Raw genomic sequence first — 20403 nt, 5'->3', positions numbered from 1 at the left:
CCCGCCCTTTCATGATCGATCAAATCCGCCCGACCGAGCTTGCCGACTGGTTCGCCAGGAACCCGAACGCGAGGCCGGTGGTGCTCGACGTGCGCGAACCCTGGGAGCTGCAGACCGCGAGCGTGGCGCCGATGGGCTTCACGCTGGCGACGATCCCGATGAACGAGATCCCGGCCCGCGTCAGCGAACTCGATCCGGGCCAGCGCATCGCCTGCCTCTGCCACCACGGCGCACGCAGCCAGCGGGTGGCCGCCTTCCTGGCCCAGAACGGCTTCGACGAGGTGGCGAACATCGCCGGCGGCATCGATGCCTGGTCGGCCCAGCACGACCCTTCCGTGCCGCGCTACTGAGCGGCCCGCGCCGCCGCCCCGCCCCGATTTTCGTATCCCCAAGGACGCTTCATGCCCGTGCCCAGGCCTCTTCCTCTTTCGGCAGCGCTCGCGACCGTGTTCGCAGCGGCGATCGCGCTGCCGGCCCATGGCCAGAGCCTGATCGAACTCTACGAAGCCGCGCGCGGCTTCGACGCCACCTACCAGGGTGCACGGGCGCAGTACGACGCCAATCTGGCGCGGGCCGCGCAGGCCAAGGCCGGAATCTTGCCGGCGGTCGGGCTGTCGGGCAACGCCACCTCCACCCACCAGGAGCTCTCGACCGACAACGCGTCGCTGACCCGCGGCATCCCGACGCAGGCCGCCGGCATCAACGCCACGCAGCCCCTCTACCGGCCCGCCAACTGGGCGGTCTGGGAGCAGAGCAAGCGGCAGCTCGGCATCGCCGAGGACACCCTCAAGATCGCCGAACAGGATCTCGTGGTGCGCGTGAGCCAGGCGTATTTCGACGTGCTCTCCAGCCAGGACAGCCTGGCGCTGGTGCGGGCGCAGAAGATCGGCGTGGCCGAGCAGCTGGCCTCGGCCAAGCGCAATTTCGAGGTCGGCACCTCGACCATCACCGACACGCGCGAGGCGCAGGCCCGCTACGACCTGGTGCTAGCGCAGGAAATCGCGGCCGAGAACGACCTGCAGGTGAAGAAGATCGTGCTCGACCAGCTGGTCGGCCGCACCGGCACCCAGCCGATCCCGCTGGCCGCGCCGGTGGCGCTGCCGGCGGTCCAGCCAGCCGACATCAACGCCTGGGTCACGCAGGCCGACGACATCCATCCCGCGATCGACCAGGCGCGGCTGGGCCTGGAAGTCGCGAAGCTCGAGGTCGAAAAGGCCCAGGCCGGCCACAAGCCCACGCTCGACGCGCAGCTGGGCTACAACGTCACGAACAACCCCAACGGCAGCACCACCAGCACCACCACCGGCAAGGTGCGCGTCAATGCCGCGAGCATCGCGCTGGTCTTCAACATGCCGCTGTTCGCGGGCTTCGCGACCGAGAACCGGGTCAAGGAGACGCTGGCGCTCGAGGAGAACTCGCGCCAGACGCTGGAGGCGACCCGCCGCAACGTTTCGCAGGCCACGCGCTCGGCCTACCTCGGACTGATCTCGGGCGCCGGCCAGGTGAAGGCGCTCGAAGCGGCCGAAGCCTCCAGCCAGAGCGCCCTGGACGCCAACCGCCTCGGCTACCAGGTGGGTGTGCGCATCAACATCGACGTGCTGAACTCGCAGGCGCAGCTGTTCCAGACCAAGCGCGACCTCGCGGTGGCGCGCTACAACGTGCTGGTGGGCAACCTGAAGCTGCGCCAGGCCAACGGCACGCTGAGCGCCGACGACCTGCAGCCCATCAACGACACGCTGGCGATCGGCGGCCGCGCGAGCGTCCAGAGCGAAGCCTCGCCGACCCAGCCCTCGGCCGCCACCCAAAGCCCGGTGCCGGTGCCGCCGGCCTCGCTGCCGCGCCCGGGCACCTCGGCCGTCCCGGTGGTGCCGCCGGTGATCACGCCGCCCTTCAATCCGCAGCCGCCGGCGATGCCGGTGCCGCCCCCGCCGCCGGTGATCGAGCAGCTGCCGACCCGCTGAGGGTCCGGCGCCGGCCTACTTGAGTTCGCTCAGGTTGACCGGCTTGATCTTGCCGCCTTCGACCGTGGCGACCAGCGGATCGACGATGGTGCCGCCGACCGCGTCGACGCCCTTGAATTCGCCGGCGTTGGTCTCCTTCGGCAGCTTGGTCAGCGCCTCGCCGATCTTGGCCCGGATCGCGGCCGCGTCGGTGGTGGTGCCGGCGAGCTTCATCGCGCCGGCCAGTGCATGCGTCAGCGTGTAGTTGTAGGAAGACTCGGTGGTCGGGTCCTTGTCGGCGCCGTAGGCCTTGCGGTAGGCGGCGGCGAAGGTCTTGGGCCCGACTCTTTCGTCGTACGACACCGGCAGCACGCCGATCGATCCTTCGAGTGGTGCCAGGCCGCCTGTGACCTTGGCCATCTCGTCCAGCTTGGCCTGGTCCATGATCAGGAAGCCGCCCTTGAAGCCCAGTTCACGTGCCTGCTTGACCACCAGCGCGGTCGGCTCCGACGGGCCGCCGACGAACAGCACATCGGGCTTCTCGGCCAGCACCCGGCTCACGCCGCTGTAGAAGTCGGCCGAGCGGTTGTAGGACATCGGATTGTTCGAGGCGATCGTGCCGCCCGCCTTCTCCCAGGCCGGGCCGAAGAGCTGGGTCCAGTTCTTCGCGTACTCGTGGTCGCCCGGCAGCATGCCGACCTTCTTGCCGAACTTCTTCATCTCGTAGCTGGTGAAGGGCTCGATGTAGGAGTTGAAGGTCGGCGGAACGCGGATGGTGAGCTTGTTGCCGGTCTCGGTGATCTTGGGCGTGCTCGAGTACGCCATCACGATGAACTTCTCCTGCTCGTTGAAGGCCTGCATCGCGTAGATACCGCCCGAGTGCGGCACGAACACCGCCGGGCTCTGGTACTGCTGCACCAGGCGGCGCGCATTGATCGCCGCCTCGGCCGGCGCGTACTTGTCGTCGAGCGCCACCAGTTCGAGCTTGACCTTCTTGCCGGCGACCTCGAGGCCCGCGGCATTGATCTCCTTGATGGCCATCTCCATGCCGTTGACCACGTTCTTGCCGTAGAGCGCGGCACCGCCGCTCAAGGGGCCGGTGAAGCCGATCTTGACCGTTTCCTGCGCGAAGGCGGCGCCGGCGCCGAAGGCCGCGGCGAGGGCAGCGACGAGAGGCAAGGCTTTTGTTCTGATGCTCATGGGGGTGTCTCCAGGTGGTTGAACGTTTCTCTAATCGGTTGAGGACAGAGCAAAAACTGCTGCGCAGTTTCTTGGTCTGTCCCGCAAAGTCTCAAGCTCCGATGTAGGCGGCGCGCACCGCCTCGTTGTGCAGCAGCGAATCGCGATCGCCCTCGAGCGCGATGCGGCCGCGCTCGATCACGTACGCGCGGTCGGCGATCGCCAGGGCCGAATAGGCGTTCTGCTCGGCCAGCAGCACCGTGGTGCCGGCTTGGTTGATGCGCTGGATGACCTCGAACACCTGCTTGACGATCAGCGGCGCGAGGCCGAGCGAGGGCTCGTCGAGCAGCAGCAGCCTGGGCCGGCCGAGCAAGGCGCGGCCGATCGCCACCATCTGCTGCTGGCCGCCCGACAGCGAACCCGCCGGATGGTCCTGTTTCTGCGCCAGCACTGGAAACAGCGCGAACACCTCGTCGAGCGAGCGCTGGATGCCGGCCGCATCGCGCCGGTGCACGTAGGCGCCCAGCGTGAGGTTCTTCTTGACCGACATCATCGGAAACAGCTTGCGTCCCTCGGGGCAGTGCACCAGGCCCGACGCGACGATCTGGGCCGGCCGCTGGCCCACCAGTTCGCGCTCGCCGAAGCGGATGCTGCCGGCGCTCGGCTTGTGGATGCCGCTGGCGGCCATGAAGATCGATGTCTTGCCGGCGCCGTTGGCGCCGAGCAGCACCACCAGTTCGCCCGCCGCCGCATGCAGCGTCACGCCCGAGAGCGCGCGAAAGCTGCCGTAGTGCAGGTCGACGCCGTCAAACCGCAACATGGTCGGCTCCCAGGTAGGCTTCGATCACCTGCGGGTCGCGGCGGATCTGCTCCGGCGTGCCCTCGGCGATCTTGGCGCCGTTGTTCAGGACGACGATCTTGTCGGCCAGTCGCATGATCATGTCCATCTTGTGCTCGATCAGGCAGACGGTCTTGCCATGGTCCACCAGCTTGCGGATCAGGGCCGCGAGGCCCACGGTCTCTTCGGGGTTCACGCCGCCGGCCGGCTCGTCGAGCAGCAGCAGCTCGGGGTCGGTCGCCAGCGCCAGCGCGAAGGCGACGCGCTTGCGCTCCTCCTGCGTGATGTCGGCGGCAATGCGGTGGGCCACATGCGACAGGCCGACGAAGTCGAGCGCCTCGCGCGCCTTCTCGCGGCACAGCCGCTCTTCTTCCTGCAGCCGGCGGGTGTTGGCGAGCACGTCCCACAGGCCCGACCTGGTGCGCAGGCGGTGGCCGACGATCAGGTTGTCGAGCACGGTGGCGTTGTCGAACAGGTGCGTGGTCTGGAAGGTGCGCGCGATGCCGAGCTTGGCCACGTGGTCGGGCCTGAGGCCGGTGACATCCTGCCCGTTGAAGCGGATGCGCCCCGAACTCGGCTTGTGCGTGCCGGCCACGAGGTTGAAGAAGGTGGTCTTGCCGGCGCCGTTGGGCCCGATGATCGCGCTCACCTGCCCGCGCTCGAAGCGGGTCGAGATGTCGTCGACCGCGGTGAGGCCGAAGAACTGCTTGGTCAGCGATTCGATTTCAAGCATTGTTTTGCGCCTCCTGCGCCGCGGCGCCCGGGGTGGCCGCCTTCGCGGCCTGCGCCGCATCCGCGCGCTGGGCCCGTCGCTTGAGCCAGGTGCCGACGATGCCGTCCGGCAGGAAGATGATCAATGCGATCAGGACCGGGCCGAACACCACCATGCGATAGTCCTGCAGGAACTGCAGGCTCTGCGTCAGCCAGGTCACGATGAAGGTGCCGAGCAGCGGGCCCAGCAAGGTGCCGATGCCGCCGACCAGCACGAACATCACGAGGTCGAAGGTCACGGCCTCGCTCGCCAGGTCGGGGCCGAGAAAGCGCACCTGTCCCGCATAGAGCGCGCCCGCGAAGCCGGCGTACACCACCGACAGCACGAAGGACAGCGTCTTGGTGCGCATCAGGTCGATGCCGAGCGCCTCGGCCAGGTCGTCGCTGTTGCGCACCGCCATGAAGCTGCGGCCCAGCAGCGAACGCACGATGCGCGCCATGATCCACAGGCCGAGCACCAGGAAGGCCAGCACCAGGTAGTACTGCGACAGCGGCGTGCCGAACTGCAGCGGACCGATGCCGGTCGGCGCCGGGATGCCCATGATGCCGACCGGTCCGTGGGTCAGGCTTTCCCACTTCTCGATCAGCAGGAACATGATGTAGCTCACGCACAGCGTGAAGATCGAGAAGTAGTGGCCGCGCAGGCGCAGCGACAGCAGGCCGATGAAGTAGCCCAGCACCGCGGTCACCACGCCGGCCGCCAGGAAGGCGATCCAGAACGGCACTTGGTGGTCGACCGTGAGGATGCCGACCGTATAGGCCCCCACCGCCATGAAGGCGCCGTGCGCGAGGTTGAACTGCCCGGTGTAGCCGGTGATCAGGTTCATGCCGAGCGCGGCGATGGCCATGATGAAGGCCTGTGTCGCCACCGAGATCAGGTAGTTGTTCTGGGCGAACAGCGGGAACACGAGCGCCGCCGCGGCCAGCAGCGCCCAGCCGGTCTTGCCTTGCAGCCAGTTCATCAGCGCGCTCCCTTGGCGGTGAACAGGCCCTGCGGGCGGAACGACAGGATCACCACCAGCAGCACGAAGGCGATGATGTCCTTGTAGTCGGTCGAGAAGTAGAAGCCACCGAAGCTCTCGGCCATGCCGATGATCAGCCCGCCCACGATCGCCCCCGGGAAACTGCCCATGCCGCCCAGGATGATGATCACGAAGGCCTTGGTGATGACCAGGTTGCCCATCGCCGGGTACACCAGGTTGATGGGCGCGTAGAGCACCGCCGCGACCGCCGCCAGCGCGCCGGAGATCGCGAACACCAGCAGGGTCACGCGGGTGGCGTCGATGCCCGCCAGGGCGGCGCCGTCGCGGTTCTGGGCCATCGCGATGATGGTCGAGCCGATCACCGTGTGGTTCAGGAACAGGTGCAGCAGCACCATCAGGCCGAAGGCGCCGGCGATGATCAGGAGCCGCTGCAGCGGCGCCGTCAGCCCGAAGACCTCGACCACCTGGCCGTAAGGCGTCGGCATGCGATGGAAATCGGCGCCGAACAGCGCCTGGGCGCCGGCCTCGAGAAACAGCAGCACGCCGATGGCGGCGATCATGTCGTGCAGCTCGGGCGCGTTGCGCAGCGGGTGGAACACCAGCCGCTGCGTCAGCATCGAGATCGCCGCCACGATCGCGGCGGCGCCGGCCATCGCGAGCCAGTAGTTGAGGCCCATCTTGGCCATCAGGTAGTAGCCCGCAAAGGCACCCGCCATGTAGAACGCGCCATGGGCGAAGTTCGGCACGTGCAGGATGCCGTAGACCAGTGTCAGGCCCAGCGCCACCAGGCTGTAGACACCCCCGACGGTCAGGCCGTTCAGGAGTTGCTGAAAGAACATTTCCACATGATTCCTCGGTGTGACCCAGGCGATGCAGCCGCGGCTGCATCGAACGCGCCGAGCCATTGTGGAAGCAGGCGCGGCGGCGCCGACTAAGGTTTGTCCGGAGGCGGCGTCGCCTTGGAGACTCGCGCTCCTACCGGGCGGTAGGGTGCAGAATGCGGCTCCTGGAGGTCCCCCATGACACGCACCGTTGCCCAGAAATGCGCCGACTTCCGCGCGCTCCACGCCGCGGGCTCCTTCGTGCTCCCGAATCCCTGGGACATCGGCAGCGCGCGCTACCTCGAAGGCCTCGGCTTCAAGGCCCTGGCCACCACCAGCTCGGGCTGCGCCTGGTCGCTCGGGCGGCCTGACGGCGCGCTGTCGCGCGAGACCGTGCTGGCCCACTTGCGCGCCATCGTGGCGGCCACCGACCTGCCCGTGAATGCCGACTTCGAGAGCGGCTTCGCCTCCGATCCCACAGGCGTTGCGCAGAGCGTCCGGCTGGCGATCGACACCGGCGTGGCCGGTCTGTCGATCGAGGATTCGACCGGCGATCCCGCGCATCCGTTGTTTGACATCGATGTTGCGGTGGCGCGCCTGCGCGCCGCCCGCGCCGCCATCGACGAAGCCGGCGGCGACGTGCTGCTGGTCGGGCGGGCCGAGAACTTCTTCGCCGGCCGGCCCGACCTGGACGACGCCATCGCACGCCTGAAGGCCTATTCGGAGGCCGGCGCCGACTGCCTCTATGCGCCGGGCATCCGCACGCGCGAGCAGATCGCGGCCGTGGTCGCCGCGGTGGCGCCGAAGCCGGTCAACCTGCTGGTCGGTTCGACCAGCGAACTGACGATGAAGGACATCGAGGCGCTGGGCGTGCGGCGGGTCAGCGTCGGCGGCGCGCTCGCGCGCGCGGCGTGGGGCGGGTTCATCCGGGCCGCACGCGGCCTCGCCGACGAGGGGCGCTTCGACGGCTTCGCGGAGGCTGCTTCAGGAAACGAGTTGAACGCGTTCTTCAATGGCGGCGGCGCTTGAGGCCGATGCGGCGGGGCAGCCCTTCACATTCAAGGCGCGCTGCCGATAAGGTTTCTCATGAACACCTATCCCACCTCCAGCCAGGCGACCGGTGTCGCCCGCACGCTCAGCAAGCGCATCCCCTGCACGATCGTGGTCTACCAGACCTCGGAGCGGGAGTTCGTCACGGCCCGCTCGAACGACCGGGTCAGCGGACTGATCCAGGGCGTGTACCGCGACGGTTATTTGCTGCCGTCACTGGTGAAACGGTCGGTGTGAGCGCCTGAAAGGTTGGCCGAAAAGTCTTCAGACTTCGGGTCCCATGGCATCTACCTTGGCAGCGACCCGTGCGCAGGCATGCCCCGAGCGCTTCAGCCCGGCGAACTCCTTCGCATCCGGAGGCTCTGCCTTCAATGGCTTGCCCGGCCCACTGAGATTGTCAAACGGCGAACTCACCCTCGCCTCCGATGATCCAGATCTTGGGTTGCTCGAGCACCCGGCTCAAGAACCAATCTTGCGCCGCGAGGCGGGCGTCGAATTCCTTGCTCGCCAAGATCGTTGGGTTCACGGTCCGGCCAAGCATGCCACTCGCCGCTTCCAAGGCAAGGAAAACGTCCCCATAGCTCAGCGTGTCGCTGAGCAGCATCAGGTCGATGTCGCTGCTCGCTGTGTCGGTCTTCTTCGCGACCGAGCCGTAGACGAAGGCGGCGCGAATCTGATCGGCCAAAGGCGCAAGCGCTTCGCGCAAGGGATCGGCCAACCCGATCGTCTTTTGCGCGATGCCGCGCAACTCTTCGAAGATGGGCGAGTCGGCATTGGCTTGGTAGTGCTTCTGGTTGCCGACCGCCTTCACGGTGACGAGCCCGCTGTGTGTCAGGCTCGCCAATTCACGCTGCACGGCACCGGATCCGCTCCCGACAAGACCGATGATCTCGTTCGCGTAAAAGCTGCGCGCCGGCTGACCGAACAGAAGCCCCAACACCCCTGCCTTGTGCTGGAAAAAAGCGCGTCCGCCAAACTGGCGCGCGGCAGCGCTTGGGGGAGTTTTGTACCCATATTGGGCATTAATATGCCCAATTTGGGCATGTCAACGATCCCGTCATGCCTCATGCCGTGATCTCCACCCGGTTGCCATCCGGATCGAGCACCACGCTCTCGTAGTAGCCGTCGCCCGTCCGCCGCGGCCCGTCGAGCACCGGATAGCCGTCGGCCTTCAGGCGCTGCGTCAATTCGTCGACCGCTTCCTCGGAACCCAGCGACACCGCGAAATGCGTCAGGCCCATGCGCTGGGCGCCGGGCTCGACGGCGACCGGATCCAGCATGCTGGTCGTCATCGCCTCGATCCGCGCACCGTCGCCGAAACTCAGGAAGCAGGACGCAAAGCCCTTTGCGGGATTGACGTAGCCGCTGCCCGCCGCGGCACCGAAGTAGTCGACATAGAAGCGCTTGAAGCGCTCCAGGTCCCGGGTCCAGAGGGCGATGTGTTCGATGCGCATGGGTCGCTCCGATTGAGATCGGCCTCATTTTGCATCGGCGCCCCATGGCGGACTCCGGGCGTCAAGCCAATGGCGGATCGTTCTCGCGGCCGAAATGCCGAGGCTTGCCCATGGCACCGATGAAATCTGCGATCGCTTCATCGGCGGCGGTCGCGTCGGCCAGGATCAGGCCCGGGTCGGCAGAGCCATCCGGCATCGTCATCGGTATCTGCGCTTCGGCGAGCAGTGCTTGCGAGGCGCCGAAAGCCAGGATGGTCTTGCAGTGCCAGTATTGCGCGCGCACGAACTCGAGCGTGTGGGCGTCCGCATCGAGCGCGGCGACCGCATCTGCACCGTCCGGCAGCACCAAGGCGTCGAACAGGAAGCCAGGCGAGTTCTCCAGGGTCGCGTCGGCCGCGAATTTCTCGCCGCCCATCCCCACACAGGTGCCGAGACGGGCTGCCACCAACCGGGGCACGGCGCCCGCCGCCACCAGCGCTGTCACCAGCTTGCCCAGCGATGCGCCTTCGACGCCGTTGGCAACCAGCACCGCGATCTTGCGCGTCCGGATGCCACCGTCGCCGGGCCTGGCCAGGAGCGACAACGCCGGCGAGCTTTCGACTTCGGGGGACGCCGGATTCTCCAGCGCCTTCGGCATCGGGGCGGGCAGGTCCATGCCGAGGTCCTGCGCCAGCCGCGCCGCCAGGTCGGGCGCCGCGTTGAGCAGGCTGGCCACCACGCGCTCGCGAATCGCGGGCACGGTGACCTTCGACAACTCGAAGCGGAAGGCATTGCCGATGTGTGCCTTCTCGACGTCGGACTGGCTTTCGAAGAAGAGGCGGGCCTGGGTGTAGTGGTCGGCGAACTTCTCCGGCTTGATGCGGACCTTGTCGGCACTCTCCTTGGCGTCCAGGCGCCGAGCGACGCTGGTAAAGCCCTGGGCGGCACCGGCCTGGAAGGGGCAGCCGCCGGCGAGCGAATTCGGCTCGTAGGCGACCCGGCCGCGATGGATCGCCTGCCGGTGCATGCCGTCGCGTTGGTTGTTGTGGACCTGGGCAACCGGCGCGTTGATCGGCAACTCGTGGAAGTTGGGACCGCCGAGCCGGCTGATCTGCGTGTCGGCGTAGGAGTGGATGCGTCCTGCGAGCAGAGGATCATTCGTGAAATCGAGTCCCGGCACGATGTGGGCCGTGCAGAACGCCACCTGCTCGGTCTCGGCAAAGAAGTTGTCCGGATTGCGGTTCAGCACCATGCGTCCGACCACCTGCACCGGCACCAGCTCTTCCGGAACGAGCTTGGTCGCGTCGAGGATGTCGAAGCTGAACTGTTCGGCCTGCTCCTCGGTGAAGATCTGCAGGCCGAGATCCCATTCCGGGTACTCGCCGGCCTCGATCGCCTCCCACAGGTCGCGCCGATGGAAGTCCGGATCAGCGCCCGAGATCTTCACCGCCTCTTCCCAGACCTGGGAATGGGTGCCGAGCTTGGGCTGCCAATGGAACTTGACGAAGACGGACTCCCCCGCCTCGTTGACCATCCTGAAGGTGTGGACGCCGAAGCCTTGCATCATCCGGTAGCTGCGCGGAATCGCGCGGTCCGACATCAGCCACATCAGCATGTGCGTTGACTCCGGCATCAGCGAGACGAAATCCCAGAACGTGTCGTGGGCGCTGGCCGCCTGCGGCATCTGGTGATGCGGCTCGGGCTTGACCGCATGCACCAGGTCGGGAAACTTGATCGCGTCCTGGATGAAGAAGACCGGCATGTTGTTGCCGACCAGGTCCCAGTTGCCTTCGTCGGTGTAGAACTTGACCGCGAAGCCGCGCACATCGCGCGCCGTGTCCTTGGAGCCCCTTTCGCCCGCCACGGTGGAGAACCGCACGAACACCGGCGTGACCTTGCCCGCTTCCTTGAAGGGCGCAGCCTTGGTGTATCGCGTGAGCGGCTCGTAGCATTCGAAGAAGCCGTGTGCGCCGGAGCCTCGCGCATGAACGATGCGCTCGGGAATTCGCTCGTGGTCGAAGTGCGTGATCTTCTCTCGCAGGATGAAGTCCTCGAGCAAGGCCGGGCCGCGCGCGCCTGCCTTGAGCGAGTTCTGGTTGTCGGCGATCGGAACGCCCTGGTTGGTGGTCAGTTGCTGTCCACCGGCGTCCACGCGAACGCGATCGAGGGTGTCGATCGTGGCGTTGACGCCTTCCAACGCGACAGTGCCGGTCTTGCCGGAGAAGTTCCGTTCGGACAACGTGCTGCCGGTAGGCAATCTCGAAGGTGGGCTCACGCTGGCGCCGACGGGCGGCGTCGGTGCGTTTGCTTCACCATATTCCAGGGACTTGTTCGGATTGGCCGGCATGCCGTCGGCGAGAGCCTGGGTGTCGATCGCCCTCTGGGCTGGCGGATCGCCCTTGCCCGCAGCGGGCGGAGCGGGCGTGGCAGGACCGCTGTCGGTGTTTCGTGCCGCGGCGCGCGCGGCGTCGAGTTCGGCTGAGGGGGAGGGAAGTTTTTTGGCCATGGCGGTCTCGTTCAATGAGAGCGCGAGCCTAGGCGCCGTCAAATCGCGTTCCCGTAGGAGAGCGCCGCATCACCGGGTCCTGCGGGGCGGCGGGACACGTATTCCGGGATCGGTCACCACAGCGCGCGCCGACCGGGCAACCCTTTCAAGAAAGCGGCCGGCCGCTTGCGGCAAGGCCCTTGCCGCAAACGGCCTGTCCCTACTCCAGCCGCGGCTCCGCCCGCTCCTCGCCCACCGGCGAGGCCGCCTCCGCGATCGCCAGCAGTGCCGTGGCGGTGCGTTCGGCCGCCCCGCGGTTGGCGTTGGCGAAGGCCAGCGCGGCCTGCGACATCGCCTCGCGGCGCTCGGGGTTCTCGGTCAGCTTGAGCGCCGCCGTCACGGCGTGCTCCATGTCCGGCACCCGCTGCGAGGCACCGGCCGCCAGCGACAGCTCGGCCGCCTCCGCGAAGTTGAAGGTCGACGGACCCATGATCACGGGGCAGCCGCAGGCCGCGGCCTCGATCAGGTTCTGGCCGCCCAGCGCCTCGAAGCTGCCGCCAAGCAACGCGACATCGGCCAGGCCGTAGTAGAGCGCCATCTCGCCAAGCGAATCGCCGAGCCAGATCTCGGACTCGGCCGGGGCGCCGGCGGCGCTGCGCCGCGCCACCGCGAAGCCATGCGACTCGACCAGCGCCGCGACCTCGTCGAAGCGCTGCGGGTGCCGCGGCACGATCATCCACTGCACGTCGTGCACGCGGCGGGCGATCGAACGGACGGCCTCCTGCTCGGGCGGCACCGGCGCCAGCGCGCCGAAGCGCTTGAGCACCTCGAGCAGCTGCCGCTCCTCGCCATCGCGCGAGCTTGCGAAGACCACGATCGGTTTGGGCAGCTGCCCGCGAAGCTTGGCCGCTGCGGCGAGCTGCCGCATGTCCGGCGTGGCGTCGAACTTGAGGTTGCCGTAGACGCCCGCGACCTTGGCGCCCAGCGACACCAGCCGATGCGAATCGGCCTCGGTCTGGGCCCACACGGCGGCCAGCGCCGAGTAAGCGGGCCGCGCCAGCCAGGCGAGCCGCTCGGCCCCGGCCAGCGATTTCTCGTTGAGCCGCGCATTGGCCAGCACCAGCGGAATGCCGCGTTCGGTGCAGGCGGCGGTCATCTCGGGCCAGACCTCGGTTTCCATCAGCACGCCGATGCGCGGCCGGAAGCGATCGAGAAAGCGGGCCACGGCGCCCGGCGAATCCCAGGGCTGCCAGACCTGCAGGTCGCCGGGCTGCAGCAGCTTGGCGCCCTCCTCGCGACCGGTGGCGGTGCCGTTGGTGAGCAGGATCGGAATGCCCGGGTACTGCCGGCGCAGTTCCTCGATCAGGATGCCGGCGGCCCGCGCCTCGCCCAGCGACACCGCATGGATCCAGCACCAGCCGGTGCCGACGGCCTCGGCGTCGTAGTGGCCGAAGCGCTCCTCGACGGCGTGCGCGTAGCCGGGCTCGGCCGCGGCGCGGCGCCGCAGCTTGCGCCGCACCAGCGGCTGGGCCAGGGTGGTGAAGGCGCCGTAGAGGCGCAGCAGCAGCGAACGCACGCTCGGGCCGGCCTCAGTGCGCGGCCTCGGCCAGCTTCGCGTCGGGCTTGACGCTGCGCAGCAGCGCCAGCATCTCGCCCTCGATGCGGTGCAGCGCGGACTCGGTCTGGCCCTCGAAACGCAGCACCAGCACCGGCGTCGTGTTCGATGCCCGGACCAGGCCGAAGCCGTCGGGCCAGTCGACCCGCACGCCGTCGATGGTCGAGACCTGCGCCGGCGGCGCGAACTTCGCGCTCTCGACCAGCTTGGCGACCACCGCATGCGGCTCGCCCTCGGCGCAGGCAACGTTGAGCTCGGGCGTCGAGAAGCTGGTCGGCAGCGCGTTGAGCACGTCGCTCGCGTTCGGGCTCTTGCTCAGGATCTCGAGCAGCCGGCAGCCGGCATAGGTGCCGTCGTCGAAGCCGAACCAGCGCTCCTTGAAGAAGATGTGGCCGCTCATCTCGCCGCCCAGCGGCGAATCGATCTCCTTCATCTTGGCCTTGATCAGCGAATGGCCGGTCTTGTAGATCAGCGGCTGGCCGCCCGCGGCGGCGATCGCCGGGCCCAGGCGCTGCGAGCACTTGACGTCGTAGACGATGGTGCCGCCCGGCACCCGCGACAGCACGTCCTGCGCGAACAGCATCATCTGGCGGTCGGGGTAGATGTTGCTGCCGTCCTTGGTGACGATGCCCAGGCGGTCGCCGTCGCCGTCGAAGGCCAGGCCGAGTTCGGCGTCACCGGCCTTCAGCGCGGCGATCAGGTCCCTGAGGTTCTCGGGCTTGCTCGGGTCGGGATGGTGGTTGGGGAAATTGCCGTCGACTTCGCTGAACAGCTCGGTGACCTCGCAGCCGATGGCACGCAGGATCGCCGGTGCCGACGCGCCGGCGATGCCGTTGCCCGAATCGACCACGATCTTCAGCGGCCGCGCGAGCTTGATGTCGCCCACGATGCGCCGGGTGTAGGCCTCGGTGACGTCGACCTTGCGCACCCTGCCGCCATCGGCCAATGCCGCGCTGCCCGCCTCCATGACCTGGCGCAGGCCCTGGATCTCGTCGCCGTAGATGGCGCGGCCGGCCAGGACCATCTTGAAGCCGTTGTAGTCCTTCGGGTTGTGGCTGCCGGTCACCTGGATGCCGCTGCGGCACAGCGTATGGGCCGCGAAATAGAGCATCGGCGTGGTCACCGCACCGACATCGATGACTTCGATGCCCGTGGCGACCAGGCCGCGGATCAGTGCCTGGGCCAGCGCCGGGCCCGACAGGCGTCCGTCCCGGCCCACCGCCACCGTCGTCTCGCCGGCCGCGCGCGCCGCACTGCCGAAGGCCCTGCCGAGGGCCTCGGCGACTTCCGCGTCGAGCGTGGCGGGCACGACGCCGCGGATGTCATAGGCCTTGAAGATCGACGCACTGAGCTGCATGAAGGATATCCCCTGAAAGTTCCTAAAACGTCGAACATTGTAGGCATGGCCCCAGCGAGCCAGATGTCCGGAAACGGCTACTCTTGCTCAAAGCGCAGCCCTATCATCTCCGCATGCCAGCCGCCCCCGCCCCTTCCGCCGGACTCGAAAGCGATGCCTGCTACCTGGCCATGAAGGCGCACGATGCACGCTTCGACGGGTCTTTCTTCACCGGCGTGACCTCGACCGGCATCTATTGCCGGCCGGTCTGCCGGGTCAAGCTGCCGCGGCGCGAGAACTGCTGTTTCTTCAGGCATGCCGCGCAGGCCGAGGCGGCCGGCTTCAGGCCCTGCCTGCGCTGCCGTCCCGAGCTGGCGCCGCGGGCCGCGAGCTGGTCGACCGAGGACGCCTCGCGCATCCTGGCGCTGCAGGCCGCGCGCCTGATCGACGAGCCCGACGCCTGGAGCGACGACGGACCGGGCGCCGCGCGCATCGCGGCCCGGCTCGGCGTCAGCGATCGCCACCTGCGCCGCATCTTCGAGACCCAGTTCGGCGTCTCGCCGCTGCAATACCTGCAGACCCGCCGCCTGCTGGCCGCCAAGCAGCTGATCGCCGACACCCGCCTGCCGATGACGCAGGTGGCGATGTCCAGCGGCTTTGCCAGCGTGCGCCGCTTCAACGCCGCCTTCGTCGCCCACTATGGCCTGAACCCGAGCGCCCTGCGCCGCGCCGGCGCCGCCAGCGCCGGGCGCGAAGGCGATTCGGTCAGCGTGCGGCTCGGCTACCGGCCGCCCTGCGACAGCGAGGCGATGCTCGGCTTTTTCGGCCGCCGGGCGTTGCGCGGCGTCGAGCAGATGACCGAGCGCGCCGGCCAGTCCCAGTTCGCGCGGACCCTGCGCGTCGCCCAGGCCGGCCGCAGCCACGCGGGCTGGCTTCAGCTGCGCTTCGACCCCGCGCGCGAGCAGGTCCTGCTGCAGGTCGGCGAGTCGCTCGCCGCGGTGCTGCCGACAGTCATCAGCCGGGTCCGAGCGCTGTTCGACCTCGATGCCGAGCCGATGGTGATCAACAGCGTGCTGCACGCCAGCTTTCCCGACGGCGACGGACTGCGCGTCCCCGGCACGGTCGATGGCTTCGAACTCGCGGTGCGCGCGGTGCTGGGCCAGCAGATCACCGTGGCTGCCGCGCGCACGCTGGGCTCGCGCCTGGTCGAGGCCTTCGGCGAGCCGATCGCGACGCCGATCGACGGCCTCGACCGCCTGTTCCCCACGGCGGCGGCCATCGCCGGCGCCAGCGGCGACGCACTCGGCCGGCTCGGCATCGTGCGCCAGCGGCAGGCCGCGCTGCTCGCGCTGGCGCAAGAGATGCTCGCCGGCCGGCTCACGCTCCACGCCGGTGCCGACGTGCCGACCACGCTGGCGGCGCTGCAGGCGCTGCCGGGCATCGGCGACTGGACCGCGCAATACATCGCGATGCGGGCGCTGCGCTGGCCCGATGCCTTCCCGGCCGGCGACGTGGCGCTGCAGAAAGCCCTCGGCGTCGGCTCGGCGCGCGCCGCGGCCGACGCCTCGCAGGCCTGGCGGCCGTGGCGCGGCTATGCCGTGCTGCGCGCCTGGCACCGCCCCACGTCCGCCCCGAAAGCCGCTGCGCCCGCCGAAGAACCCCGAACCCGCACCGGCGCCATCGCCTGACTGCCATGAAGTTCAAGACCTCGACCCTCTTCACTACCCACATCGACAGCCCGCTCGGCGGCATCACGCTGGCGGCCACCGACCAGGGCCTGGCCGGCGCCTGGTTCGATCACCAGCGCCACTGGCCCGACACCCGCGGCTGGGTGACCGACGATGCCCACCCGGTGCTGCGCCAGGCCGCGGCCCAGCTCGACGACTATTTCGCCGGCCGCCGCGACAGTTTCGAGTTGCCGCTGGACTTGTCGCACGGCACCGCCTTCCAGCAGTCGGTATGGCAGGCGCTGCGCGCGATCCCGGCCGGCCAGACCACCAGCTATGGCGCGCTGAGCGCCGGCGTCGGCAAGCCGGCCGCGGTGCGCGCGGTCGGCGCGGCGGTCGGGCGCAACCCGATCAGCGTCATCGTGCCCTGTCACCGGGTGCTCGGCGCCGACGGTTCGCTCACCGGCTATGCTGGCGGGCTCGAGCGCAAGACCGCGCTGCTGGAACTGGAAGGGGCTCTGTGAGCGAAGGCGAATGCACGGCAGGCGGAACGACCGCGGCGACTCCCACGATCACCCAGACCACCAGCCCCCCGACCGCGAGCCGTGCCTGGCTGGTCGACCTGCTGCTGCTCGGCGCGCTGTGGGGCGCATCGTTCCTGTTCATGCGCATCGGCGCGGCCGAGTTCGGCGCCCTGCCGACCGCCGCGGTGCGGGTCGGGATCGCGATGCTGTGCCTGCTGCCGCTGATGTTCCTGCGCGGCCAATGGCCGGCCTTCAAGCAGCACTGGAAGCCCGCGCTCGGCATCGGCGTCCTCAATTCCGGCCTGCCCTTCGCCTTCTTCGCCTTCGGGCTGCTGACCCTCAACAGCGGGCTGGCGGCGGTCATCAACGCCACGGTGCCGATGTTCGGCGCGCTGGTCGCCTGGGGCTGGTTCAAGGACCGGCCCGACGGCTCGCGCATCCTCGGCCTGGTGATCGGCTTCGCCGGGGTGGCGATGCTGGCCGGCCGCACCGCCGGCTTCCATTCCGGCGCCGACGAGGGCGCCGCGCGCTGGGCCATCGCGGCCTGCCTCGCGGCCTGCATCTGCTATGCCTTCTCGGCCAGCCTGACGCGCAAGTACCTGACCGGCGTGCCGGTGATGGCGACCGCTGCGGGCAGCCAAGTCGGCGCCACCCTGGCGCTGGTGCTGCCCGCAGTCTGGCTGTGGCCGGCGCAGATGCCGAGCCTCAAGGCCTGGCTGGCGCTGGTGGCGGTCGGCACCGCCTGCACCGGCCTGGCCTACGTCCTGTTCTTCCGCCTGATCGAGCGGGCCGGCCCGGCACGCGCCCTGACCGTGACCTTCCTGGTGCCGGTGTTCGCGCTGTTCTACGGCGCGGTGTTCCTGGGCGAGCGGATCACGCAGTGGATGCTGGTCTGCGCGCTGGTGATCGTCTGCGGCGTCGCGCTATCGACCGGACTGGTCAAGCTGGGCCGTCGCCGCGTGGCCGCCGGTTGACGCGGCGTCACCCCGCGCCGGCCTGCATCGACGAGGCCACGACGTTGATGGACAGCGCCAGCACCAGCATGTTGAAGCCGAACGACAGCACGCCGTGCACCAGCGTGATGCGGCGCATCTCGTGCGAGGTCACCTGCACGTCCGACACCTGCGAGGTCATGCCGACCACGAAGGAGTGATAGAGGAAGTCGAAATAGTCGGGGGGCAGCTTGCCCGGGAACTTGAGGCCCGGCCCCTGCGGCTTCGGCGCGAGTTCCGCCTGGTAGTAGCGGTGCGCGTAGTGAAAGGCGTAGATCGTATGGATCATCAGCCACGAGCCGGTCAGCGCCACCAGGCCGAGCGCGATATGTCCGATGCGCTGGGCGCCGCTCAGCTGCGGCACGCTCTGCAGCAGCATGGCGATCACCACCATGCTGACGCCGATCACGCTCACCATGATGGCCAGGATCAGGGCGCTGGGCTGGTCCTGCGCCTGGGCCCGCGCGCGGGTGCGATCGGGGTCGCAGGTCTCGGCCAGCCACCAGGCGGGCAGCAGGTAGGCCGCGGCCCCGACGCACCAGCCCAGCAGCCCCCGCGCGACGCCATCGATCGGCTTCGGCAGCAGGCCGAGCCCGAAGCCGACCGCCACGCCCACCGCGGCGCCGCACAGCAGCCGCAGCCACCCTGGCATCTGAAGGTATCGCCATTGCATGCACCGACTGTAGCGGCTCAACTGATCCGATCGATTGGCGTCGCACTGAGCCTGTTCTTTTGGGCGCCGATCGCCGACAGTCGGGGGCTGAGAATCAAAGCGCCACGCATGAAAATCCCCCGCCTCCTGCAAAGCCTGCTGCTTGCCGCCTGGAGCCTGGCGGCATCCGCCGCCACGCCCCCGATGCAGGTTCCCGACACCATCGCCCAGCGGGCCGCGGCCTGCATCGCCTGCCACGGCCGCGAGGGCGCCAGCGCCGACGGCTATTTCCCGCGCCTGTCGGGCAAGCCCGAGGTCTACCTGTTCAACCAGCTGCGCAGCTTTCGGGACGGCCGCCGTTTCAACACCGACATGACGCACATGGTGCAGCACCTGTCGGACGCCTACCTGCGCGAGCTCGCGGCCTACTTCGCCGGGCTCGACCTGCCCTACCCGCCGACGCCGGCCGCGACCGACGCCACCCCCGCGATGCTGGCGCGCGGGCTGGCGCTGGCCTACCAGGGCGACGCGACGCGCGGCATCCCGGCCTGCGCGCAATGCCACGGCCAGGCGCTGACCGGCGTCCTGCCGGGCATCCCCGGCCTGCTCGGCCTGCCGCGCCTCTATCTTTCGTCCCAGCTCGGCGCCTGGCTCACCAACGACCGCCACGCGCTGGCGCCCGATTGCATGGCCGAGGTCGGCAGGAAACTCACGACCGCCGACATCAATGCCGTGACCAGTTGGCTGGCGCTGCAGCCGGTGCCGGCCGACAGCCATCCGGCGGCCACCCTCCCGGGCCCCCTGCCGATCCCTTGCAGCGCCCTGGACCGATGAAGCCCGCCATGCGACGTCTCCTCATCCTGCTGGCCGTCCTGGCGAGCCTCGCCCTGCTGTGCGTGGTGGCCGTGGTGGCACTCAACACGCGCGGCGAGGACCCGCTGCCCGCCGATATGGCCGCCGCCCCGGTCACGCCCAGCGCGGCGCAGGTCGAGCGCGGCCGCTACCTGGCCCTGGCCGGCAACTGCGCCGGCTGCCACACGACCCGCGGCGGCGCCGCCTATGCCGGCGGCGTCGGCATCGAGACGCCGTTCGGCACGGTGTTCTCGAGCAATCTCACGCCCGACCCCCAGGCCGGCATCGGCAGCTGGAATGCCGCGCACTTCTGGCGCGCGATGCACAACGGCCGCTCCAAGGACGGGCGCCTGCTCTACCCCGCCTTCCCCTACCCGAACTTCACGCGGGTGACGCGGGAGGATTCCGACGCCCTCTTCGCCTACCTCCGAAGCGTCGCGCCCGCCCCGACGCCCAACCTGGCGCACCAGCTGCGATTCCCCTACGACACCCAGGCCGCGCTGGCGGTCTGGCGGGCGCTGTCCTTCACGCCGGGCGGCTTCGTCGCCGATCCGGCGCGGCCGGCCGAATGGAACCGCGGCGCCTACCTGGTCGAGGGCCTGGGCCATTGCATCGCCTGCCACGGCACGCGCAACGTGCTCGGCGCAACCGAAGAAAAGCTCGGCCTCTCGGGCGGGCTGATCCCGGTCGAGAACTGGTATGCGCCCTCGCTCACCTCGAAGCGCGAAGCCGGCGTCGCCGACTGGGACCCGCGCGACATCGTGGCGCTGCTCAAGACCGGGACCTCGGCGCGCGGCTCGGTCATGGGGCCGATGGCCGACGTGGTCTTCCGCAGCACCCAGTACCTCGACGAAGCGGATCTGCACGCGATGGCCGTCTACCTGAAGGCGCTGCCGGCGTCGGAGGCGGCAACGGCGGGCGGGGCGCCGATCCGCCGCGACGCCCGCGTGATGGAACGCGGCGGCAAGATCTACGACCAGCGCTGCGCCTACTGCCACGGCGACGTCGGCCAGGGTGCCCTGGGCGCCTATCCCCCGCTGGCCGGCAACCGGGCCGTGCTCATGGCATCGACCGCCAACCTGATCCAGGTGGTGCGCCACGGCGGCTTCCTGCCGGCCACCGCGGGCAACCCACGCCCCTACGGCATGCCGCCCTTCAACCAGGCGCTGGACGACGACGAGGTCGCCGCGGTGCTGACCTTCGTGCGCGGCTCGTGGGGCAACGACGCGCCGGCGGTCGGCGGGCGCGAAATGCTGCGCCGCTGA

20 protein-coding genes are annotated in these 20403 nt (G+C 69.2%); 9 read left to right on the top strand and 11 right to left on the bottom strand.

Features of this window, described 5'->3' with window-relative positions; all coding sequences use genetic code 11:
- The first annotated feature begins 11 nt into the window (after nucleotides 1-11).
- Nucleotides 12-350 carry a rhodanese-like domain-containing protein gene (locus tag QTI17_RS25535; protein WP_286523000.1) on the top strand — a complete coding sequence of 113 codons (339 nt, stop codon included), beginning with the start codon at nucleotides 12-14 and terminating at the stop codon, nucleotides 348-350.
- Between the two features lie 51 nt (nucleotides 351-401).
- Complete coding sequence (locus tag QTI17_RS25530; RefSeq protein ID WP_286536467.1) at nucleotides 402-1961, top strand: TolC family outer membrane protein; 1560 nt, start codon at nucleotides 402-404, stop codon at nucleotides 1959-1961.
- Between the two features lie 15 nt (nucleotides 1962-1976).
- On the opposite strand, the gene QTI17_RS25525 is transcribed toward QTI17_RS25530, so the two are convergent.
- The 5 genes from QTI17_RS25525 to QTI17_RS25505 all read right to left on the bottom strand — a co-directional run bounded on the left by QTI17_RS25525 (nucleotide 1977) and on the right by QTI17_RS25505 (nucleotide 6556).
- Nucleotides 1977-3140 carry an ABC transporter substrate-binding protein gene (locus tag QTI17_RS25525; protein WP_286536466.1) on the bottom strand — a complete coding sequence of 388 codons (1164 nt, stop codon included), beginning with the start codon at nucleotides 3138-3140 and terminating at the stop codon, nucleotides 1977-1979.
- 91 nt (nucleotides 3141-3231) lie between these two features.
- Nucleotides 3232-3939, bottom strand: a complete 708-nt coding sequence (locus QTI17_RS25520) for an ABC transporter ATP-binding protein (RefSeq protein WP_286536465.1) — start codon at nucleotides 3937-3939, stop codon at nucleotides 3232-3234.
- The gene (locus QTI17_RS25515) at nucleotides 3926-4690 is read right to left on the bottom strand and encodes an ABC transporter ATP-binding protein (RefSeq protein ID WP_286523009.1); all 765 of its coding nucleotides are present in this window, start codon (nucleotides 4688-4690) and stop codon (nucleotides 3926-3928) included. The genes QTI17_RS25520 and QTI17_RS25515 overlap by 14 nt, the downstream gene beginning before the upstream one ends.
- Entirely contained in the window at nucleotides 4683-5690 is a 1008-nt protein-coding gene (locus tag QTI17_RS25510) for a branched-chain amino acid ABC transporter permease (RefSeq protein WP_286536464.1), read from the bottom strand. Before QTI17_RS25510 ends, QTI17_RS25515 begins: the two co-directional genes overlap by 8 nt.
- A complete protein-coding gene (locus QTI17_RS25505) occupies nucleotides 5690-6556 on the bottom strand; it encodes a branched-chain amino acid ABC transporter permease (protein ID WP_286536463.1) in 867 nt (288 codons plus the stop codon). Before QTI17_RS25505 ends, QTI17_RS25510 begins: the two co-directional genes overlap by 1 nt.
- Nucleotides 6557-6730: 174 nt before the next feature.
- On the opposite strand from QTI17_RS25505, the gene QTI17_RS25500 reads away from it, so the two are divergent.
- Nucleotides 6731-7561: an isocitrate lyase/PEP mutase family protein gene (locus QTI17_RS25500; RefSeq protein ID WP_286536461.1), complete on the top strand. Its 831-nt coding sequence runs from the start codon at nucleotides 6731-6733 to the stop codon at nucleotides 7559-7561.
- Between the two features lie 57 nt (nucleotides 7562-7618).
- Nucleotides 7619-7819: a hypothetical protein gene (locus tag QTI17_RS25495; protein WP_286536460.1), complete on the top strand. Its 201-nt coding sequence runs from the start codon at nucleotides 7619-7621 to the stop codon at nucleotides 7817-7819.
- Between the two features lie 160 nt (nucleotides 7820-7979).
- Here QTI17_RS25495 and QTI17_RS25490 read toward each other — a convergent pair whose 3' ends face one another.
- The 5 genes from QTI17_RS25490 to QTI17_RS25470 all read right to left on the bottom strand — a co-directional run bounded on the left by QTI17_RS25490 (nucleotide 7980) and on the right by QTI17_RS25470 (nucleotide 14472).
- Nucleotides 7980-8519: a transcriptional regulator gene (locus tag QTI17_RS25490; protein WP_286536459.1), complete on the bottom strand. Its 540-nt coding sequence runs from the start codon at nucleotides 8517-8519 to the stop codon at nucleotides 7980-7982.
- Nucleotides 8520-8646: 127 nt separating this feature from the next.
- On the bottom strand, nucleotides 8647-9036 hold the full coding sequence (locus QTI17_RS25485; RefSeq protein ID WP_286536458.1) for a VOC family protein: 390 nt from the start codon (nucleotides 9034-9036) through the stop codon (nucleotides 8647-8649).
- Nucleotides 9037-9097: 61 nt separating this feature from the next.
- Complete coding sequence (locus QTI17_RS25480; RefSeq protein WP_286536457.1) at nucleotides 9098-11521, bottom strand: catalase; 2424 nt, start codon at nucleotides 11519-11521, stop codon at nucleotides 9098-9100.
- Between the two features lie 199 nt (nucleotides 11522-11720).
- Complete coding sequence (locus tag QTI17_RS25475; RefSeq protein WP_286536456.1) at nucleotides 11721-13076, bottom strand: 3-deoxy-D-manno-octulosonic acid transferase; 1356 nt, start codon at nucleotides 13074-13076, stop codon at nucleotides 11721-11723.
- A gap of 13 nt (nucleotides 13077-13089) precedes the next feature.
- A complete protein-coding gene (locus tag QTI17_RS25470) occupies nucleotides 13090-14472 on the bottom strand; it encodes a phosphomannomutase/phosphoglucomutase (RefSeq protein ID WP_286536455.1) in 1383 nt (460 codons plus the stop codon).
- A gap of 113 nt (nucleotides 14473-14585) precedes the next feature.
- Between QTI17_RS25470 and QTI17_RS25465 the strand changes: the two genes are divergently transcribed.
- Genes QTI17_RS25465 through QTI17_RS25455 form a run of 3 tightly spaced genes read left to right on the top strand, consistent with a single transcriptional unit; the run spans nucleotide 14586 to nucleotide 17616 of the window.
- Nucleotides 14586-16139 carry a DNA-3-methyladenine glycosylase 2 family protein gene (locus tag QTI17_RS25465; RefSeq protein ID WP_286536454.1) on the top strand — a complete coding sequence of 518 codons (1554 nt, stop codon included), beginning with the start codon at nucleotides 14586-14588 and terminating at the stop codon, nucleotides 16137-16139.
- 5 nt (nucleotides 16140-16144) lie between these two features.
- On the top strand, nucleotides 16145-16642 hold the full coding sequence (locus QTI17_RS25460; RefSeq protein ID WP_286536453.1) for a methylated-DNA--[protein]-cysteine S-methyltransferase: 498 nt from the start codon (nucleotides 16145-16147) through the stop codon (nucleotides 16640-16642).
- 47 nt (nucleotides 16643-16689) lie between these two features.
- On the top strand, nucleotides 16690-17616 hold the full coding sequence (locus QTI17_RS25455) for a DMT family transporter (RefSeq protein ID WP_286536601.1): 927 nt from the start codon (nucleotides 16690-16692) through the stop codon (nucleotides 17614-17616).
- Between the two features lie 7 nt (nucleotides 17617-17623).
- Here QTI17_RS25455 and QTI17_RS25450 read toward each other — a convergent pair whose 3' ends face one another.
- Nucleotides 17624-18307 (bottom strand): DUF1345 domain-containing protein, encoded by a 684-nt coding sequence (locus QTI17_RS25450; protein ID WP_286536452.1) that lies wholly within the window; start codon nucleotides 18305-18307, stop codon nucleotides 17624-17626.
- 108 nt (nucleotides 18308-18415) lie between these two features.
- Here QTI17_RS25450 and QTI17_RS25445 point away from each other — a divergent pair, with 108 nt between their 5' ends.
- Both QTI17_RS25445 and QTI17_RS25440 read left to right on the top strand, forming a co-directional pair.
- Nucleotides 18416-19120 carry a c-type cytochrome gene (locus QTI17_RS25445; RefSeq protein ID WP_286536451.1) on the top strand — a complete coding sequence of 235 codons (705 nt, stop codon included), beginning with the start codon at nucleotides 18416-18418 and terminating at the stop codon, nucleotides 19118-19120.
- An 8-nt stretch (nucleotides 19121-19128) separates the two neighbouring features.
- Nucleotides 19129-20403: a c-type cytochrome gene (locus QTI17_RS25440; protein WP_286536450.1), complete on the top strand. Its 1275-nt coding sequence runs from the start codon at nucleotides 19129-19131 to the stop codon at nucleotides 20401-20403.

The organism is Variovorax sp. J31P179 (genome assembly GCF_030316985.1).
GTDB classification, from domain to species: Bacteria; Pseudomonadota; Gammaproteobacteria; order Burkholderiales; family Burkholderiaceae_C; genus Variovorax; species Variovorax ginsengisoli_B.
Note: the sequence above shows the minus strand (reverse complement) of the source record. Positions and strands in the feature narration are given on the sequence as shown.

Bases quoted from the DNA above. Each gene is read 5' to 3' on its own strand.
- QTI17_RS25535 (WP_286523000.1), top strand. From the start codon at position 12: ATGATCGATCAAATCCGCCCGACCGAGCTTGCCGACTGGTTCGCCAGG.
- QTI17_RS25530 (WP_286536467.1), top strand. From the start codon at position 402: ATGCCCGTGCCCAGGCCTCTTCCTCTTTCGGCAGCGCTCGCGACCGTG.
- QTI17_RS25525 (WP_286536466.1), bottom strand. From the start codon at position 3,140: ATGAGCATCAGAACAAAAGCCTTGCCTCTCGTCGCTGCCCTCGCCGCG.
- QTI17_RS25520 (WP_286536465.1), bottom strand. From the start codon at position 3,939: ATGTTGCGGTTTGACGGCGTCGACCTGCACTACGGCAGCTTTCGCGCG.
- QTI17_RS25515 (WP_286523009.1), bottom strand. From the start codon at position 4,690: ATGCTTGAAATCGAATCGCTGACCAAGCAGTTCTTCGGCCTCACCGCG.
- QTI17_RS25510 (WP_286536464.1), bottom strand. From the start codon at position 5,690: ATGAACTGGCTGCAAGGCAAGACCGGCTGGGCGCTGCTGGCCGCGGCG.
- QTI17_RS25500 (WP_286536461.1), top strand. From the start codon at position 6,731: ATGACACGCACCGTTGCCCAGAAATGCGCCGACTTCCGCGCGCTCCAC.
- QTI17_RS25495 (WP_286536460.1), top strand. From the start codon at position 7,619: ATGAACACCTATCCCACCTCCAGCCAGGCGACCGGTGTCGCCCGCACG.
- QTI17_RS25485 (WP_286536458.1), bottom strand. From the start codon at position 9,036: ATGCGCATCGAACACATCGCCCTCTGGACCCGGGACCTGGAGCGCTTC.
- QTI17_RS25480 (WP_286536457.1), bottom strand. From the start codon at position 11,521: ATGGCCAAAAAACTTCCCTCCCCCTCAGCCGAACTCGACGCCGCGCGC.
- QTI17_RS25470 (WP_286536455.1), bottom strand. From the start codon at position 14,472: ATGCAGCTCAGTGCGTCGATCTTCAAGGCCTATGACATCCGCGGCGTC.
- QTI17_RS25465 (WP_286536454.1), top strand. From the start codon at position 14,586: ATGCCAGCCGCCCCCGCCCCTTCCGCCGGACTCGAAAGCGATGCCTGC.
- QTI17_RS25460 (WP_286536453.1), top strand. From the start codon at position 16,145: ATGAAGTTCAAGACCTCGACCCTCTTCACTACCCACATCGACAGCCCG.
- QTI17_RS25450 (WP_286536452.1), bottom strand. From the start codon at position 18,307: ATGCAATGGCGATACCTTCAGATGCCAGGGTGGCTGCGGCTGCTGTGC.
- QTI17_RS25445 (WP_286536451.1), top strand. From the start codon at position 18,416: ATGAAAATCCCCCGCCTCCTGCAAAGCCTGCTGCTTGCCGCCTGGAGC.
- QTI17_RS25440 (WP_286536450.1), top strand. From the start codon at position 19,129: ATGCGACGTCTCCTCATCCTGCTGGCCGTCCTGGCGAGCCTCGCCCTG.